The sequence below is a fragment of the Rhodocytophaga rosea genome (genome assembly GCF_010119975.1).
In the GTDB taxonomy this organism is placed as follows: Bacteria; Bacteroidota; Bacteroidia; order Cytophagales; family 172606-1; genus Rhodocytophaga; species Rhodocytophaga rosea.
This window is the reverse complement of the sequence record NZ_CP048222.1, coordinates 2185244-2204382: the sequence shown is the minus strand read 5'-3', so window position 1 is coordinate 2204382 and position 19139 is coordinate 2185244. Positions and strand designations below refer to the sequence as shown.

General features: G+C 41.7%; 13 protein-coding genes. 8 read left to right on the top strand and 5 right to left on the bottom strand.

Annotated elements, in window-relative coordinates; translation table 11 throughout:
- Positions 1 to 33: 33 nt before the first annotated feature.
- Complete coding sequence (locus GXP67_RS09220; RefSeq protein WP_162442875.1) at positions 34 to 2127, bottom strand: BatA domain-containing protein; 2094 nt, start codon at positions 2125 to 2127, stop codon at positions 34 to 36.
- Positions 2128 to 2489: 362 nt separating this feature from the next.
- Here GXP67_RS09220 and GXP67_RS09215 point away from each other — a divergent pair, with 362 nt between their 5' ends.
- Both GXP67_RS09215 and GXP67_RS09210 read left to right on the top strand, forming a co-directional pair.
- Positions 2490 to 3005: a DUF4199 domain-containing protein gene (locus GXP67_RS09215; RefSeq protein WP_162442874.1), complete on the top strand. Its 516-nt coding sequence runs from the start codon at positions 2490 to 2492 to the stop codon at positions 3003 to 3005.
- A gap of 141 nt (positions 3006 to 3146) precedes the next feature.
- Positions 3147 to 3683, top strand: a complete 537-nt coding sequence (locus GXP67_RS09210) for a DUF4199 domain-containing protein (protein ID WP_162442873.1) — start codon at positions 3147 to 3149, stop codon at positions 3681 to 3683.
- Positions 3684 to 3779: 96 nt separating this feature from the next.
- Here the strand turns inward: GXP67_RS09210 and GXP67_RS09205 are convergent, their stop codons facing one another.
- Positions 3780 to 6122 carry an SDR family oxidoreductase gene (locus GXP67_RS09205; RefSeq protein ID WP_162442872.1) on the bottom strand — a complete coding sequence of 781 codons (2343 nt, stop codon included), beginning with the start codon at positions 6120 to 6122 and terminating at the stop codon, positions 3780 to 3782.
- A gap of 719 nt (positions 6123 to 6841) precedes the next feature.
- On the opposite strand from GXP67_RS09205, the gene GXP67_RS09200 reads away from it, so the two are divergent.
- Positions 6842 to 7675 carry a DUF1206 domain-containing protein gene (locus GXP67_RS09200; protein ID WP_162442871.1) on the top strand — a complete coding sequence of 278 codons (834 nt, stop codon included), beginning with the start codon at positions 6842 to 6844 and terminating at the stop codon, positions 7673 to 7675.
- 136 nt (positions 7676 to 7811) lie between these two features.
- On the opposite strand, the gene GXP67_RS09195 is transcribed toward GXP67_RS09200, so the two are convergent.
- Positions 7812 to 8660, bottom strand: a complete 849-nt coding sequence (locus tag GXP67_RS09195; RefSeq protein ID WP_162442870.1) for a DUF2911 domain-containing protein — start codon at positions 8658 to 8660, stop codon at positions 7812 to 7814.
- A 591-nt stretch (positions 8661 to 9251) separates the two neighbouring features.
- Here GXP67_RS09195 and GXP67_RS09190 point away from each other — a divergent pair.
- The 5 genes from GXP67_RS09190 (at position 9252) to GXP67_RS09170 (ending at position 16557) form a co-directional block, all read left to right on the top strand.
- Positions 9252 to 9935, top strand: a complete 684-nt coding sequence (locus GXP67_RS09190; RefSeq protein WP_162442869.1) for a hypothetical protein — start codon at positions 9252 to 9254, stop codon at positions 9933 to 9935.
- Positions 9936 to 10131: 196 nt separating this feature from the next.
- Positions 10132 to 12804 carry a D-alanine--D-alanine ligase family protein gene (locus GXP67_RS09185; RefSeq protein WP_162442868.1) on the top strand — a complete coding sequence of 891 codons (2673 nt, stop codon included), beginning with the start codon at positions 10132 to 10134 and terminating at the stop codon, positions 12802 to 12804.
- A gap of 74 nt (positions 12805 to 12878) precedes the next feature.
- Entirely contained in the window at positions 12879 to 13649 is a 771-nt protein-coding gene (locus tag GXP67_RS09180; RefSeq protein ID WP_162442867.1) for a PASTA domain-containing protein, read from the top strand.
- Between the two features lie 61 nt (positions 13650 to 13710).
- Positions 13711 to 14484, top strand: a complete 774-nt coding sequence (locus GXP67_RS09175) for a PASTA domain-containing protein (RefSeq protein ID WP_162442866.1) — start codon at positions 13711 to 13713, stop codon at positions 14482 to 14484.
- A gap of 282 nt (positions 14485 to 14766) precedes the next feature.
- Positions 14767 to 16557, top strand: a complete 1791-nt coding sequence (locus GXP67_RS09170) for a T9SS type A sorting domain-containing protein (protein WP_162442865.1) — start codon at positions 14767 to 14769, stop codon at positions 16555 to 16557.
- Positions 16558 to 16634: 77 nt separating this feature from the next.
- On the opposite strand, the gene GXP67_RS09165 is transcribed toward GXP67_RS09170, so the two are convergent.
- Together GXP67_RS09165 and radA are read right to left on the bottom strand one after the other, a co-directional pair.
- Positions 16635 to 17507: a toxin-antitoxin system YwqK family antitoxin gene (locus GXP67_RS09165; RefSeq protein ID WP_162442864.1), complete on the bottom strand. Its 873-nt coding sequence runs from the start codon at positions 17505 to 17507 to the stop codon at positions 16635 to 16637.
- A 36-nt stretch (positions 17508 to 17543) separates the two neighbouring features.
- A complete protein-coding gene (gene radA / locus GXP67_RS09160; protein WP_162442863.1) occupies positions 17544 to 18920 on the bottom strand; it encodes a DNA repair protein RadA in 1377 nt (458 codons plus the stop codon).
- Between the last annotated feature and the right edge of the window lie 219 nt (positions 18921 to 19139).

Genomic DNA, 19139 nt, shown 5'->3' with positions numbered 1-19139 from the left:
TTAGGCTATATTCTGAGCGATTTCAGAGCCAGTTTACAACAGACGGATCAAGGCGATTTCTGTCAGTAAAAAGAACAAGGCAGCAATCAGGCAATACTTCCACAGATTACGGCCAATGTTGCGGGCTTTGAAATCGTCGGCGAAATTACCTTCTTTTACCGAATCATACACCTGTACATTCTTTTTTCCGGCAAATATTTTTTTCAGTTCATCAGCATTGTAGCTATCCATCTGAGATTCACGCTTATCGTAATTGAAAGCCAGAATATATTCGGTGGTATCGTTCAGGGCTAATTCATAATAACCGGATTCGGGCATTTCACTGGCCGCCTGGCTCACCTGTGGCAGTTCAAAAATAAGCTGGTTGCTCACTTTCCGCTGCGGAGGAATAATCTCAAATTTATCTTTCTTTAATTTATACACCTGGTCGGTTCCAGTATTATTTACCTTGATGGCAATACTGGGCTCCTGAAAAGAATAGGATAAACGTTCCTGCGATTTGCTTAGCGAAGCAACTTTATACAACACTGGTACAAAAAGCGCATGTTTAGGAAAATTGCTATAGGCCATATCCACCGGACTGGCAGCCAGATATACTTTCCCTTTCAGAGCAGTAAACTGGCTAAGGAAAGGCTGGTTATTTCTGAATTTTAATAATGCAGTACCGCCATTGCTCCACTCAATCACCGGATTGGCAAATGGCATATTGATTGTTCCTTTCTGCACTGAATTTTCAAAAATAGATTCAAAGAAGGGATTCCGCATGTCTGGGGGAGCCAGCACATTGGCAGGCGAAGTATCATAGGTATTCGTATTGGCTACGGCCGTTACTGGCAGATAGCTTGACCGTTGAACCCCACGTATACCTAAATTACCCAGCATCTGGCTGTAAGAACTAATATCTGCCTGTGCACCTGGAAATATCAGTACGCTGCCACCGTCTTTTACAAAACTTTCTACCTGGTTACGTAAGGTAGCATCCAGCGCAGGTAAATTTTCTATGACTACCAGATCGGAGGTTTTAATCTGTGCCAGGTCAGCATTAGCAATGTTATAACTTTTAATCGAAAATACAGATTCGTTCCCAAATACCCCAGGAACATATGGTGCAGGCTGTCCGGCATACAGGTGCAATATATTAATAACTGGCGCTGCATTAATTACAAAATAGTATTCGTTATCGAAGGTGACCGGATAATCTTCAAAAGAAATGCGTCCCCGCTGAAATCCTTTTTCCTGTACCGTAAAATTGAATACCAGTTGCCCCGCAGCATTTCCTTCCAGGGTAATGGTAGAAGAAGAAACCTGTTTGTTATCTATAAAAAGTTTAACTGGTAAATTTTCAATTTCTTCGCTGCCTGTATTCACCAGGCGTACATTGAGTTCATTGGTTTCCATTTCTTTTACAAACGGAGTAGCCAGCCACAAAGAGTCTATAAATATATTGCCAGATTCTTCAGCTTGCACCGGTACCAGAAAATACTGGTTGAGTGAATCTAACGCTATCTTTCCTAGTTCGCCAGCCGTACTTTTCTGAAAATCTGAAAACCAGAATACCTGATTTTGCGGAGAAGAAGAATATTTTTCGAGCAAACTGAGTTGCCTTCTTTGCACGGCTTCCAGCGAACGGGAAGTATTGGAAAGATTAATTTCTGTTAACCGGTCTTTAAGTTTATCCCGCCCTGCTACAAACTGGTCGCGGCTTTCAAAATCATTGGTAAGTAGCTGAAAGGAAGGTGTATTAGGCAGTACATTTAAAATCTGATCAATCTGCTCGGTAGCTACGTCCAGGTTACGGTTCTTACCGGATTCATTCTGCATACTGAGTGAATTATCCAGATACAGGCTGGTAACACCGCTACTTGTATTAATTGCCCGGTTATTCTGGCTGGGAATATAGGGCTGGGCAAAGGCAAGCACCAGGAAAATTACAAATAAAGTACGGGCAGCCAGAATAAGTACATGCTTGAGCCTTCGGAAAGAGCTAGTTGAGGTATCTACATTCTTCAGGAAGGCCACATTGGTAAAATATACCTTTCTGGTCCGCCGGAAGTTGAACAGATGTATGGCAATGGGAATGGCAACTGCCAGTAAACCAAATAAAAACGAAGGATACAGGAAATTCATGTACTATCAAAAATAATTAAATTAATGCAGCTACACAATCTATTACAGCAATAAGTCATTCACTGAAGACAGAAGGCGTGCAGAACTGTTATATCGTGGCAATCAGCAGATACCTGATTAATTAACTTTGCCTGTTTCAAAAACGTTTCGCTGAGCTAAAGAATTGTGCAAGACAGTATGAATAGATGGCCATAAATCTTCGCCGCCTTCCTGGCATACTGGATATTCAGCGTATTTGCTTCTGATTTAAATTACCAGACTCCTATTGAATTTTTACAAATTAGTAAACTTTGTTGGGAATAAAAGATTATGCTTTTATACTTGCCTGCTTTCCAACCATGGAGAGATTAACCTTGCTATCTATGCTTATCAAAGATTATACAAAAATATCTCTTATTGCCGGAGTGATAGCTGCGTTGCTGGTATCGCTGTATTTCTTTGTATTTTACTGGCTGGGGAAAAGTCCGTTACTGCGAATGAGTTCGTATGATATGGCTATTGTATGTATTTGTATGGCCATTGCTATGGGCTATTACCGCGACAAATGGAAAGCCGGCAAAATGCATTTCTGGGAAGGAATTTTGATTGGATTGTATACCAACCTGATGGCAACGCTGCTTTCTACCCTTATTATCTACGTTTTTATCGCTTTTATTGAACCTGAAGTACTCACTGGCCATATCGCAGATTTGAAAAATTTAATGATCCAGACCAGACAGCAGGTAGAAGAAGGATTTGGCAAAGAAGCCTATACAAATACGTTAGACAGAATTTCCGGTACAACGGCTGTTCATGTAGCCGTAGATGTATTCATAAAGAAATTTCTCGTCTGCCTGCTGGGTACAGGCTTTCTTGCTGCCATTTTGCGCAAAAATTAAACCCTGCCTGCTTGTATTTATACAAGCGTTCGTATAATTTTATCTTTATATAGTAAAGTTTGCCAGTCGTCATTTTTTAATAAATCTCTACAAACGATCATTTGTAATATTCATACCCTTTCACTTTAAAACCGTACCCTTATGGAGCCTACCACTGCTACGCCTTCTACTGCCCGTATCGCTTTAAAATACGGTTTATTTATCGGACTTGGACTTATTATTTATTACTTAATCTCCCAACTCGCCGGACTTGCCAATAATCCTACGGCCGGTATGATTGGTATGGTAATTTCTGCAGGGATTCTTGTTGTAGGAATTGTATATGCCATTAAAGATTTTAAAAGCCAGAATGATGGCTTTATGTCGTATGGACAGGGATTGGGCTTAGGAGCCTTGGCATCTGCTGTATCTGGGTTAATTAGCGGTATCTTTTCTTCTATCTATGTTAGTTTTATCGACAATTCTGCCATGAAGCAGGCAATGGATATGCAACGGCAACAAATGGAAGAAAAAGGAATGGATGATGCTCAGATTGACCAGGCTATGGCGATTGCCGAGCAATTTTCAGGGCCGGGAACGATACTGGTAATCAGTATATTGACTATGTTATTTATCGGATTTATTCTTTCTCTGATTATCTCTGCTGTAATGAAAAATGAGCGGAACGAGTTTGTATAGAAATTCATCGTATGCACTCATGAACCTTATTTAACACAAAACCCGGATTATTCATGATCCGGGTTTTGTGTTTTATGTATATTGATTCTATTCATGTTATTTTTCTTGCCTGATTCTGGCCATAAATTCATCCTTATACCGGGTGAGTGCATGTTCGAAAGAAGGCATTATATATCCCCGTTCACTGCTCAGAATACTATACTTTGGCCTGGAAACTACATGGTTAATCAGGTTGTGTGCCGGGCTGATTTTAATCAGGTCTGTATTTAAGCCAAGCATTTCAGCTGCCTGTATAAGCCATGCCGCCTGAGTAGTAGCTCCTTCATTCGTCAGGTGCCAGATACCTGTTGAACCATCTATCAACAAATCTAAACTGGCATGAACGAGGTCGGGAATATAAGAAACTGAAAATACCTGATGATGGCTGCTAACAAAAGTTTTTCCTTCCGCAATAGTTTGCAAAGCCATTGTAAACGCACCCGAATCTTCCCAGGGATCAAATAGTTCACCGATACGAATGATGAGTGATTGAGCGTTTGCTTGTAATATTTTCTTTTCCGCCTCTGCTTTACTTGATCCATATACACTGAGCGGACTGGCCTCACTGCTTTCTGTATAGGGCCGGTTAGACCTTCCATCAAAAACCAGATGCGAAGAAAACGTAAGCAAAGGCAAATGGCAAGCCTCGCAAACAGCCGCCAGTCTGGCAGGCCACTGGGTGTTCAGTTCAAAACAAGCATCTGGATCAAATTCGGCCTGATCGATTTGTTCATAACTGGCTGTATTAACAATAGCCCATGGCTTAATAGTTTTCAACAGGGAAAGCAGTGTATCTATATCCGTGCCATCGGTTACTTCTAAACTCAGCAAGCGGTAAGGAATACCCCTTAGTTCACAAGCTTTAGCAAACGCATTACCTAATGGATCGGAGGTGCCATCGGCAATAAGCAAGGGAGCTGTCTGTTGGCTAAGGTGCTTATCCATGATCATTGTCAAGGGCGAATTTTTTCCGGATATCACTACATGGGTGGTAGTCATCTGGGTTTCGAAAAGATTTTCCATCTCCGCAGCAGAATGTGAAGGACAGGCTTCCCGGCTGCCGGCAGGATGTGTATCTTCCCCGGATTCAGGATATAAGAACCGTATGGGGCGCTGCCACCATCCTGCCACTTCCAGTAGCGGATGCATATACGAATTTCCCTTGGTATACGTCCTGATCATGTCAGCCAGTGCTGTTGGCCTGGGTTGAGGTGCTCTCAAATCGAATACCCCAGATTCATATCTTCCTTCCGGCGCAGTAACCAGGTTGTGCCAGTCGTAACAGCCTAGTAAAGCCCAGGCGGTAACTGCCCGAACATCTACTCCTTTTTCCCGTAAATGCACAGCACTTTGCCACATGTCGTTTAGCCAGCGCATTTGCTCTTCACGGGTACAACTTAAATGTGCTTCTGTAATGGCCAGAGGTAAGTGATACCGCTGCCAGGCTTCCTCCATCAACCGTCCCGGACCTGCCAGTCCTTCCGATAATACCCGTACGGCTTCAATATCTGCATAGGTATGGTATTCATTTCCGCCATGTGTCCAGGAAGGATAGTACATGATCTTCTCATCCAGAAAACGCTCACTGGTTACATAGTGATTAATGCCCATTATATCCGGCGGACAAGGATGATCTACGAACCATTCCAGTTCTTCCGCACGTATGCCAACAGAGATCAGAAAATGCCACATAGGTTTATCCGGTGTCAATTTGCCGCAAAGCAGATCAAACGAAAGCCACCGGCGTTCGTTTTCAAGGTCTGCCTGGTAAGCCAGTAAAGGTGTTGAATACGTTTTACCCAGGTCTTCAGTCTGCACCAGTTTCGCCTGCGGATTTACTTCCCGGATAGCCTGCATGGCCAGTATCGTAGCTTTGCATTGATTCAGTAAGGCTTTGGCAAACACAAGTCCCTCTTTTTTATGGGGATACCAGAATCCATACAGGCCACTAAACCGTGCCGTTGTTAGTGGCTCATTCACTGGCGTATAATGACTAATCCAGGGATAACGCTCGCTTACCATACGGGCATACTTTGTAAATAAGGTTACAAAATTAGGATGCGCCAGATGGGTGTAGGCAGGACCACTACCATGATGCAACAAGCCTGCAATGGGATCAATGCCCAGCTGTTGCAGCCGGTTTAGCCTTTCGTCGGTCCATGCCCAATCTGGGGTGTGTATATTCTGAGGCGCTACTTGTTCCCATAAAACTGGATAACGCAGTGTGCGGATACCCAGGCTGGCTATTTGATCAAGATCTTCGATGCGGCTGGCATGCCCGCTAAAGACCAGTTGATTGAAATACCTATTTTGTACCCGGTTGAAGGTACATTCTATTCCTCCCCATAATGCTACATCTGTTCTCTTCGGCTGGTCTTTTGGTAAATCTATTATATCCATGCAAAAAATGTTTGTTCAATATTCCGGCAGCAAGCTGGCAACGGCAATGGGGGCTGTTAATAATTCTGCTGTGCTAACCTTATAAAAAGCCGACAGCTATCTGCTGCTTGCCATCGTCTACAAGTTAGGTATACTAGATGCACACCTCCGCTAAGACACGACCTGCCTGAAAGTAGTATACGTAAGAATGCCGAAATGTTATGCTTATTCAGCTAAATGAAGAGGGAATAGTGAAACTTAGAATTACATCAATAAAAGAATGGGTTAGTAGATTTTACAGGAGAATAGGGCCGGAAAAGCCAGAGCGCAATAAATATGATAAGTAATAAGATACGCATTAATTCCTGTAATACAGCTTATTAATGGCTAATTACCCGGCCAGACCCGATGCTAGAAGCAATTATTACTTAACCCTGTAAAACAGTAAAGAAACATCTGTAATAAATACAATTATTCTATATAAAATTTGCCGGGTGCTCCAGAGCTGATACAATAGAAAAGTTTATCAGAAAAGGGAAATGTATATCAATGGCTTTTATAATAAATGAGTACAGCAACCCCTTTATTGTTATGAATCTGCTGCCTGAGAATCTGCCGGAAACAGCCGACAGAGATAAATTATAGTTTCATGATTGATGTGTCATCGGCATTGCAAGAAAATCATAACCCTGTGCATGGCTTTATAGTATAAAACACAAAACACTTTATATACATACACTATGGCAAACTACTCACTTTCAACTTCTCATATAGGACATGAATCCCAGGAATGGATAAAAAAACTGGCACGTTTTGGCTTTGTAGCCAAGGGGATTATTTATGTATTGTTAGGCATCATGGCCGTAATGGCGGCCATAGGACAGGGAAGTACGCAGGAGGCCAGTAAAAATGGGGTAGCTCAGCTTATTTTTGAACAGCCCTTCGGACGTGTTCTGGCTATTCTGCTGGTAATTGGCCTTGCGGGGTATGTGATCTGGCGCTTTGTAGAAGCCATTATGGATCCACAGGGATCAGGTTCGGATAGTAAAGGCATGGTGAAAAGAATCGGATACTTTATTAGCGGACTATTATATACTGGATTTGCTGTATCTATCATTAAACAACTAATTGGCAGCGGTGGTGGAAGCTCTAATTCCCAGCAAACCTGGACAGCCAAATTACTGGAAATGGAGGCAGGACCATTTATCCTGATCGTCATAGGTTTGATTATAGTGGCTTCCGGTATTGCACAGTTCATTAAAGCCTACAAAGCCAAGTTTAAAAAACATCTCCGGCTGGAGGGTGTACAAACAGAAACACGGAAATGGATTACCCGGATCGGGAAAATTGGTTTCACAGCCAGGGGCATTGTATGGCTGATCGTGGGATATTTTATTATCCGGGCAGGTATGCAGTCGGATGCCAGTGAAGTACAAGGTTCTCAGGGAGCTTTTAGTTTTTTGCAGCAAATGTCGTATGGACACTGGATACTCCTGGTTGTTGCGATTGGTGTAACGGCGTATGGCGTATTCCAGTTTGTAAAAGCTAGGTATTACCAGATTAATCTGCATTAAATCCGTTGAATTGCGGATGTACTTATGTAAAAATTGAATAAGGATAGATTAAATACGACTAAAAAACCTTCCTCTTATTGGGGAAGGTTTTTTGTATATATGAGTGCAAATTATTCAAATAAATACATCCGGGGGCTTACTTTGCTTTCTGCAATTCAGCGATCAGGCTTTCGTTCATACGCACATAATCACTATTCTTGGCAATTTTAGCCAGCTCAATCGACTTCTTGGCTGATTCAATAGCACCTTTGTTATCGTTGAGTTTCGCCTGTAGCTTTGCTTTCTGGTGTAATTGCCAGAACTGTGCATCTTTCACTGTTGCTTTGTTCATCCATTCCATGGCCTGTTTCAGGTCTTTGCCTGATTCCATATAATATACAGCGGCCTGGTAATATACATTCGCATTAGGTTCCATTCTATCCTTGATCTGGGCCATTACCTTCGCATCTACTTCGGTTTCCAGCTTGAGGCTTACCTTCGTGTTTTCCCACTTAATATTGATTAGTGCGGTGCTGTTCGTAAGGTCAGAAATATCAATAGTAAGGGTTTCGTAGGGGCTCCCTGTTTTAGCAGGCTTCACCGTAAAGCGGGCCTGGTCATCCGATTGTTTATAATCGCCTTCAGATACCTTAAGGTTTTTACTTAAGATCACTACCCATTCTGTTTCTCCGGGAATCGACATAATAGCATAGGTGCCAGCCGGAACTTTTTTGCCCTCCAGCATAACTTCTTCACTGAAGGTGATGGTAGTAGCTGCATTAGCACCAGTTCGCCATACTTCACCATACGGTTTTAAGCCGCCAAATATCTTCCGGCCCTTCATGCTGGGGCGGGAATAAGAGATCTTTACTTCTCCAAGTCCTACTTGCTGTGTGAGTGTAGCCGATGGACTAGCTGCCGGCATATTAATTTGTGCCTGTACTCCTTCGGTGATACAACAACAAGCTATTAAAACAAAAACTAAAGTATGCAATACTTTTTTCATAGGGTTATACTTAATAATTAGTGTAGGTGTAAATGAATCAGGCAGCAAATTAAAGAAGAATGTTTCATTTTTTCATATAGGGAGATACATGTAAGATGTAATATAAAAGAACTATCCTGCCAGGCAAGCCTGCATTCATACATAGCGAGGCAGTGTACCAGAGCTGTACTCATATAAAAATTTGTTGTAGCCTGTTGTCAGATACCGGCTTTTTAGAATATTTTAATGTATAGCATCCGTATTGTTCCGGGTAGTATACATTTTTGTATTAGTGGTATCCGGGTTGTTGCGGGCATTGCAATGAAAAGAATTTGTTATATCCGGACAAAAACGGATGCTTCATATTTATGAATTTGCTATATCCGTACTTGTTCGGATGCCATACCTGCAACGATTTAAGGTGTCCGTTTTACACCGGATGGAATAAATGTAAGTTTTTAGTAGGGTCTGATAATGCCGGAGGGTATAATTTTTTGTTTTTGCTATATCCTGACTTGTCCGGTTGCCCTGATTTTACAGGTTTTATTCCTTCCTGTTGTGCAGGTCGGTAAGCTTATATAGATTCATACGTATTTTATAAGCCCAATCCATATGTTTCTCAATCATTTAAGAAATCCTTTCCTCAATGCTGAGATCAGCGATACAAATTTCGGTAAGCTGGCCAGTACGCACATTGAGCGTTTAAAAGCTGGTAATAGCAGTAACCGGTATGATGCCCTGATTACATTAACGGAACCTTTATATCAGGCTTTTGTAGGTACATTGTTTACAGGCAGCGGCAGCAGTTCTACCAAGGAGAGCAAAACCATGCGCACCAACGAAACCCTGAATGCCCTGAAGGCTTATATCGGACGCAAAGAGGGAGTGATTGCAGATAAGTTTCCCAGAAATTCTCCGGTTTACCAGGAGTTTTTCCCACAGGGCTTAAGTGAATACCGGAATGCATCCAAAAAGAATTTACAGGTAGTGGCAGAACGTTTTGTGAAGGCTGCACAGACTCACTCGGCTGTGATCGGGAAAGATATTGCCAAAGAAGCGCAAAGCCTGATGGATGCATATGTAAACTGCCGGACCGAACAGTTACAGGCGATTGGGAGTCTGAAAGGAATTTCAAGCGAGAGTAAATCCAAGCGCAAAGCACTGGCGATTCAATTATATAAGAACCTCTTATATATTCTGCTGGAAAATGCCGAACAGACTGGCCAGGTAAAAGATTATTTCGATATCTCTTTTCTCAGGAAAGTCCGTAAAGAAGAGAAACCTCTGGCCGCCTAAGGCAGAACTCATCTTCCGTAACCTTTATCAATGATTTGATAATTTAGCTAAGATCTATCCTGTCAGATCAGCGGGAAGAATTTAACCAGCATATACTTTGTTACCTTACATGTATAACAGCACACTTTTTACGTGTAGAGATACAATCCTTTTGTTACTCATATTTTTCTTTTAAATAGTTTGTACATTTGCATTAATGAGAATAGGAATATTTTTCGGGGGTCAGTCGCGTGAGCGGGAGATCTCCTTCGCCGGTGGCAGAACCGTCTATGACAATCTGAATAAAAGCTTGTTTGAAGCTGTACCTGTGTTTGTAGATAGCTTAGGCAATTTCATTTTACTCAACTGGGAATATATCTATAAAGGAACCATCCGGGATTTTTACCCTCCGGTAAGTGCCCTGCCGGCTTCTTCCTATAATTTTCAGATCTATATTGAATCCTTAGGAGATTTAAGCATTTCAGAACAGGATGCCATTATCAACAAGGTAGGCAAACGTATACGTCCGGAAGAGTTCAGGCAATACTTTGATTTTGCTTTTCTTACATTACATGGTCCGTTTGGGGAAGATGGCAATATCCAGGGCTTGCTGGAGTGGTATAATATTCCCTATTCCGGTTCCGGTATTTTATCTTCTGCGATCGGAATCAACAAGAAGGTGCAAAAAGACCTGATGCGTAATGCTGGTTTTGCTTCTCCCCGTACAACAACTTTTACCCGCACCGAATGGCTCAACACTGAGTACAAGGGTGACTTGCTGGAGAAGCTTATTCACCAGATCGGATTGCCCTTTGTGATAAAAGCGCCTAACCAGGGTTCTTCCATCGGGGTATCTGTACTCAATGAGAAAGACAATGCCAGGTTCGTAGCTGGTGTTAACCGCAGCTTGTTCATTCAGGAAGTGTACACCGCTACCTGGAAAACCTATTCAGAAGAACAGAAAATACGCTTTATTACTTCACTTGCCGATATACGGGAAGGAATTGGCTTGCCTGTGTATGCCAACGGTACTTTGCTCCATCATCCGGAAGCCTTGCTAAATTATCTCAATAATTCGCGTGAGGAGCAAGTAACCTTAATGAATGTAAATGGAGAAGAATCTATACTGATAGAGTCCTTTATTCCCGGGAAAGAATTTTCATGTATTGTGGTGCAGGACGAACAAGGCAAACCGATTGCTTTGCCACCTACGGAGATTGTAAAAGTCACTGAATTATTTGATTACCGTTCCAAGTACTTGCCAGGTATGAGCCGCAAGGTTACACCCATACATGTACCAGAAGCCCATATCGAGAAAATTCGCAGCGAATGCAGCCGCCTGTTTGAACAGTTGCAGTTTAATGTATATGCTAGGATAGATGGGTTTATTAACAGCGTAGGAGAAGTTTTTCTGAACGATCCCAATACTACCTCGGGTATGCTGCCTTCTTCCTTCTTCTTCCACCAGGCAGCAGAGATCGGCCTGAATCCATCCCAGTTCCTGACCTATATCATCCGGACTTCCCTGTATGAAAGAATTAAGTCGGGCAAGAATAACCTGTATCTGCAAAATCAATTAAATACACTCGATGCGGACATTATCCGTCTGCAAAGTGCCGCAGTAGATAAGATCAAGGTAGCAGTGATTATGGGCGGATTTTCTTCGGAGCGTCATATCTCGGTGGAAAGTGGCCGCAATATTTATGAGAAGCTCAGTTCGTCGGTAAAATACCAGCCTGTTCCGGTATTCCTCACTGGCAGCGAAGGAAACCATGAGCTATATGTGATGCCGATTAACATCATGCTGAAAGACAATGCCGATGATATTAAAGAAAAAGTACACGCCCAGAAAGAAAAGCACCCGGTAATCAAAAAGATTGTAGCCGAGGCGGGAAATATCACCAGCAAGTATGTAGGCAGTGCGCTTGAATATCCCTATGCCATTAGCTATGCAGAACTCGCAGAACTGGTAGATGAAGTGTTCATTGCCTTGCATGGACGCCCGGGTGAAGATGGCGCTGTACAGACAGAGCTTGAAAAAGTAGGATTGCCTTATAATGGATCTGGTGTAGAGAGCTCACGCATTACGATTAATAAGTACGAAACGAACCGGATTCTGCGCAATCATGGCATCAGTGTAGCCAACCATGCCCTGGTGTATAAAAATGACTGGGTACAAAACCCCGCACAGGCTATAGCCGATATTGAAAAAGTGTTCAGGTATCCCATTATTGCCAAACCTGCCGACGATGGTTGCAGCTCAGCTGTTAAAAAGATAAAGAACCGCCAGGAACTGGAAGCTTTTGCCCAGATGATGTTCCGGGAGTTACCAGAATTTTTATCTGGTCCTATCCAGGTACTTTCCCTGAAGCGCAATGAAGAATTTCCTCAGAAAGATTATTTCCTGATTGAGGATTTAATTACAGCCAATGGAGCCAGACACTTTCTGGAAGTTACCGGCGGATTATTAACTAAGCTCGATGAGTCTGGAAACCTGGTATATGAAGTATTTGAGCCTTCCGAAACACTGGCCGTAGGCGAAGTACTTTCACTCGAAGAGAAATTCCTGGCCGGAGAAGGACAAAACATCACACCTGCCCGTTTCTCCCGTGACCCACAGGCCAACAAAACTATTTCTGCGCAGGTTCGGGCAGTACTGGAAAAGACAGCCAAAATTTTACAGATTGAAGGCTATGCCCGGATTGATGCATTTGTGCGGGTATATGAGAATAATCAGGCAGAAACCATTATTATTGAAGTAAATTCACTGCCCGGCATGACACCAGCTACCTGTATCTTCCACCAGACGGCCATCAATGGATACAAGCCCTATCATTTTATTGATGCCATCCTGGACTTTGGAATGAAGAGAAAGGCAATCAGTCATTAGATCATTATCGTCAGTCAACAGGGATTCAAAATAAGCTTGATCACTGTTGACTGTTTTCTTCGTTCATTATTTATATGCTGCAAATAAAAACAGGATCTAAAAAGGATGTACTGATTCATCTGGGTATTATGCTAAGTTTAGTATCCATCGTAGTGCTGGGATTCTTTTTTATTTATCTGCCTTCTACTACCCATCATGGCGAATCAATTCCTGTACCTGAGCTTTCAGGCAAGCATATTCATGAAGTGGAGAAGTACCTGGGTGAGTATAACCTGAGGTATGAAATAAGTGATTCCACCTTTATTTTGGATAAACCTGCCTCTATCGTGCTTACACAATATCCCAAAGCTGGAGAAAGAGTGAAGGAAAATCGTAAAATTTATATTACCGTTACTACCAGTATTCCGCCTCATGTGGAAATGCCTAAACTCGTAGATATTTCCCTCAAGAGTGCTGAGTTATTACTACAAAGCAATCAGTTACGCTTAGGTGAAAGTAAACGTATACCTCATCTGGCACAGAACCTGGTATTGAAGCAGGAATGGAATGGGAAGGAGGTAGCGCCAGGTACAAAGATTCCTAAAGGTTCTATCATTCATCTGACTGTAGGAGATGGCGTAGGTTCAAATACTTTGCCTGTTCCTGATCTGGTAGGGATGAGTTATTCTGAAGCGGAGATTGTAATTAAAGGTTCAAATTTGATAATTGGTCGTATATTGCCTGCAGGTATTACACCGGATGCTACAAGTAAAGTAGTGAAGCAGAATCCTGGTAGTAGTGAGGGTAAAAGTATACGAGAAGGGGAGCAGATAGATATCTGGCTTGAAAAGAAAATGGATAATTGAGATAACCTGACTATACAAAGTCTGCCGGTATTGATTTAGATGAATAATTTTAGTTTACTTTATGATCTATATAAAAACAAGTTCTAAGAAGGATGTACTGATACATATTGGCATTATGCTGAGTTTGCTGGCCATTATTGTGTTGAGCTTCTTTTTTATCTATTTGCCATCCACCACCAATCATGGCGAATCAATTACTGTACCTGATCTATCGGGAATGAAAGTAGATGCCGTAGAAGAATTTCTGGAATCTAGGGACCTGCGTTATGAGATAAATGATTCTACTTTTATTTCTAACAAGCCTGCTTCCATCGTACTCACACAATACCCAAAAGCAGGAGAGAAGGTGAAGGAAAACCGCAAGATCTATATTACAGTAACTACCAATAATCCGCCTAATGTAGAAATGCCAAAACTGGTGGATATTTCGCTGAAAAGCGCACAAATGCTGTTGCAGAGTTATGAGCTACAGGAAGGAAGCATTAAGTATGTTCCTAACCTGGCACAGAACCTGGTATTGAAACAGGAGTTTAATGGAAAAGAAATTGCGCCAGGCACTAAACTTCCGAAGGGATCAAAAATTGATTTAACCGTAGGGGATGGTGTAGGTAAAGATGATTTTACTTTACAAAATGTAGTTGGCATGACCCTGGAAGAAGCTAAAGTGGTAATTGAAGGTTCCAGCCTGGTGATCGGAAGTATCTTGTATGATGGCAATAGCAGCGAGCCTACCGGGACAGTGATCAAACAAAATCCTGCGGCTGATAGCAATATCCGGGTGGGCGAAGTAGTGGATTTATGGGTTTCCGGAACTGGACCTGATACCAATGAATAATTATCTGGTATAGATCTTATTCATCGTTTGTTTAGATAAATTCAATTGTGGCTGTAAGCTAACAAATGTATTTATTATTGGTATTCAGCCTGTGTAAAGCAGACATTCTTTCACTGTACATTTGCCATACTGAAATAACCAGCTTTTTCGTTATGGGTGTGGTAATTTTCATTCATGAATCATAAAGTAGCCTTATTGTGTTATTGGAGCGCATGTCTGCAAACATGCGTTATTCATATCTGCCGGAAGTTGTTTTTCAACACCATCTTGCTTGCCGGGAGTATGCTCTGTTTTTTTACTTTTCCAGCTGCTGCACAACTCCAGCTATATCCGCTGCAAAACAAGGCAACAGAGGCACTGCAACCAACTTCAAAACCTCAGGCACGCACCCAGGCTGATCCATTAACACTTCCTTTTTTTGATGATTTTTCTACCGTTTACGGAAAACCAGATCCGGCTCGCTGGCAAGGGAGGGGAGGTGTATATATTAATAACACGGCTGCCGTAAATCCGCCTTCTAAAGGTGTGGCTACTTTTGATGGATTAGATTCTACAGGCACACCCCGGGATTTCAGCCGCGCTACTATCCAGAGCCCTACTGATACACTTACCTCCAGACCTATTAATCTGGCGGGGCAAGAGGCGGCAAATGTATATTTGAGCTTTTTCTGGCAGGCACGCGGGATCGGAGAATTACCAGATCCAACAGATTCATTGTTGTTGGAATTTAAAACGGCTGATACTACCTGGAATAGTATTCTCACGATAACAGGTCAGAATACAGCAGAATTCAAACAGGAAATAATAGCTGTGCCGGCATTGTATTGTCATGCCTCCTTTCAGTTCCGGTTCCGTTTATTCAGCCGCCCGGCTGGCCCTTATGATGCCTGGCATATAGATTATGTATACCTCGACCGGAATCGCAATGCTACGGACAGGTATGTAAGGGATGTGGCTACCGTGGATCAACCAGCTTCCCTGTTGAAAAATTTTACAGCCATGCCGCTTGTCCAGCTTCAAGCCGATCCTACCCAGCTCAAAGATTCTGTCTATACCAGTATTTATAATTCACATAGCAGGGGTGTGTTTACTACCTATAATTTCAAGGTGGAGAACATTTATAATAGTCAGGTACTTATCAACTCAGCTTTTCCAGATCCTTCCCCTATTAATTCTCTCAATAGGCAGTTAAAAGGCGTACGGTTGAACCAGGCGGCTTTGCTTCCGGCAGTAGATTCTCTGTTGTTGAAATATACTTTTAGTTTTAATACCGGAGACGACAATGCCACCATTCCTTCTGTGAATTTGCAGCAGAATGATACTATTTCCGGAACTACTGTATTGCATAATTATTATGCGTACGACGATGGCACAGCAGAATACGGATTAGGCCTTCGCCAGCGGCAAGGAAGAGTTGCCTGTAAGTTTTATGTAAATACGCCAGATACACTTACCTCTATCCGCCTGTATTTTACCAGAATGGAAAGTGACCTGAAAGGACAGACATTTGTGCTGCGCATCTGGAGTAAACTTGATACCGCCCGGAGTTCGGTTTTATATGAAAAAAGTATTCCTATCCGTTACAGTGACACCCTCAATAAGTTTATTGATTTTCCTTTATTGCCTAATGTATTGGTTTCAGATACATTTTACGTAGGATGGCAGCAAAGTTCAGATGATATTCTGGCCATTGGATTGGATAAAAATACAAATGCGAGTTCGCAGCTATATTATAATATCTCAGGTTTGTGGGAGCAAAATACAGAGATACAAGGCAGCGCCATGATCCGGCCGGTATTTGCCAGGGTAACTACTGTTGGTCTGCCGGAAAATGAAGAAACCAGAAACTTTGTATTGTATCCGAATCCCACTGCCGGAAGGCTGACCTGGAACGATGATGGGGTTTCACTAATAGAAGTATATGATATATTAGGCAAGAAAGTTAAAAGCCAGGTATTCCAGCCATCTTCGACTCAGGAGCTTAATCTATCGCAATTGAATCCTGGTATGTATATCCTGTATATTCACTTCAAAAAGTATGTGATTGCCAGGAAAGTAATGGTGCAGCGGTAAGTTAGTTATTGGTCAATAGTCATTAGTATATGCTGTGAGGGCTATTTCAGCTTGATACATATTTATAAATCTGTATTTTATTTGACATCTAGTACATAAGTAAAATAGGCATATGTATCATCTAAAGTTTTTGTTTTTCTAATCTGCCCTTCTTTATAATCTTGAATCTTACCTCTAATAATATGTTTGCCTGCTTTTTTAGGTTTATAGATATAAGTAGCTTCTAAGTTATTGCTGTAAATGGTATCTTGCTTTCCTCCTGTATAACTATAATTTTCATCTAAGCTGCCTATAAAAACTGTAATCTTTTCATAGCGGGCTCCATCTAATTTTATATTTATTTTATAACTCCCTGTATTTGGTTCTTTGGCAGAGATTATCTCCACAATATGGTACTTTTCTAGTAACGCCCCTTTTCTGTCAAATTTTTTGCTCCACAGAGACACATCTGTTAATGTATCAACTGTTCCTACATAATTTTCTAAACTCACCATTCCATTATCATGATATTCTATGAGTTTTCCTTTTATTTTATCATCAGAATAAGGTATTATAGCTTTCAATCTTCCATTCTCATGATAAAACCTAGCATTATCTATTCTGTTATTATTTGAAAATAATATTTTAGATTTAACCTTGCCATCTTCGTAAAATCCAGTGGTTAATCCATGTAGTTTTCCATTTACCCATTTTTTTTCTTCCATTATATTTCCATTTTCATAATAGGTAAGACTCGTTCCCTGCAGTAACCCATCCCTATAATTGGCTTCAAATTTTAGCTTGCCGCTTTCGTAATATTCATAAGCTTTACCATGGTATAGTTTATCTTTGACTTCTATTTTCATTTTAAGTGTTCCGTCAGGATAATATATCATCTGTAAATCATTTTGTTTGCAACCGGATATTGTAGTTATAAGTACTAAGATCAGATTAACTAATATATATTTCATCGTAAGTAGATCAAATGCTTTACTAATGACAATAGATTAGCTACTCAAAATTCCTGTAAATATTTCGTCCAGCTTGGCTACGGGACGAATGCCTATGTTGAATTGCTTAAAATTCAAACCTTTGGTATTGTACTTGGAAATATAGATTTCCTTAAAACCCAGCTTCTCTGCTTCTGAAATGCGGCTTTCAATCCGGTTTACGGCGCGTACTTCTCCGCCAAGGCCTACTTCTGCGGCAAAACAGGTGGTATGCGGAATACTAATGTCTTCGTAAGAAGAAATGATGGAGGCACAAACGGCCAGGTCAATGGCAGGATCTTCTACTTTTAAGCCACCGGCAATATTCAAAAATACGTCTTGTACGCCGAGCTTGTAACCTCCTCTTTTTTCCAGTACAGCCAGTAGCATATTCAGGCGTTTGGCATCAAAACCAGTGCTGCTCCGCTGGGGAGTTCCATAGGTAGCCGGACTTACCAGCGACTGAATCTCAATCATCAGCGGCCGGTTGCCTTCCAGCATGGCTCCAATGGTAATACCACTTAAATCTTCATCCCGCTGGGAGATTAAAATTTCTGAAGGATTGCTTACTTCCCGTAAACCTGTACCCAGCATTTCGTAAATACCCAGTTCAGAGGTAGAGCCGAAGCGGTTTTTGGTGGTGCGCAAGATCCGGTAGGCCATGTGGCGGTCCCCCTCAAACTGCAATACAGTGTCTACCATGTGTTCGAGTACTTTTGGTCCGGCAAGCGTACCTTCTTTGGTTATATGCCCGATCAGAAAAACAGGTGTTCCGCTTTCTTTGGCATATTTTAACAACTCAGCCGTACATTCCCGCACCTGCGATACACTTCCGGCGGCTGATTCAATAAATGAAGATTGCAGGGTTTGAATGGAATCAATAACGAGTACATCTGGCTCAAACATTTCAATTTGTTTGAATATATTCTGGGTAGAAGTTTCGGAAAGAATAAAGCAATTTTCGCCTTTGGTAGAAAGCCGTTCGGCACGCATTTTTATTTGTTGTTCACTTTCTTCTCCGGAAACATAGAGCACCTTACCTGGCAGATTTAAGGCCACTTGTAACATCAGGGTAGATTTTCCAATACCAGGTTCGCCGCCGATCAATACTATAGAACCAGGAACAATACCTCCGCCTAATACCCGGTTTAATTCCTTATCTCTGGTAATCGTGCGGTGCTGTTCACTATAGGTAATTTCAGGAATCGCCCTGGGTTTGTTGGCTACCTTCTGAGAGGTGCTCACCCGCCAGGTTCCCTTGTCACCCTTGTCTTCTTTTTGTACCAGTTCTTCTACGTATGTATTCCATTCGCCACAAGCCGGACAACGTCCCAGCCATTTGGGAGACTGGTGTCCGCAATGCTGACAAAAAAAAGAGGTTTTAACTTTGGCCATGTATATGTATTAGAAAGACTTATTTGTGTTGAAACTTCAGAAGGCTATACCCGGATAGATTGAATTAATTGACAGGAAACCTTCTATATAGTTAATGCCTATTTGGGTGGTATAGTTCTGTTTAAATGGCTTTTTTATACATTTTTTGAGATAATTTTATCAAGGGAAACTGTATAAGAAATAGTATTGGAATGTAAATTAATCATTTGATAATGATGT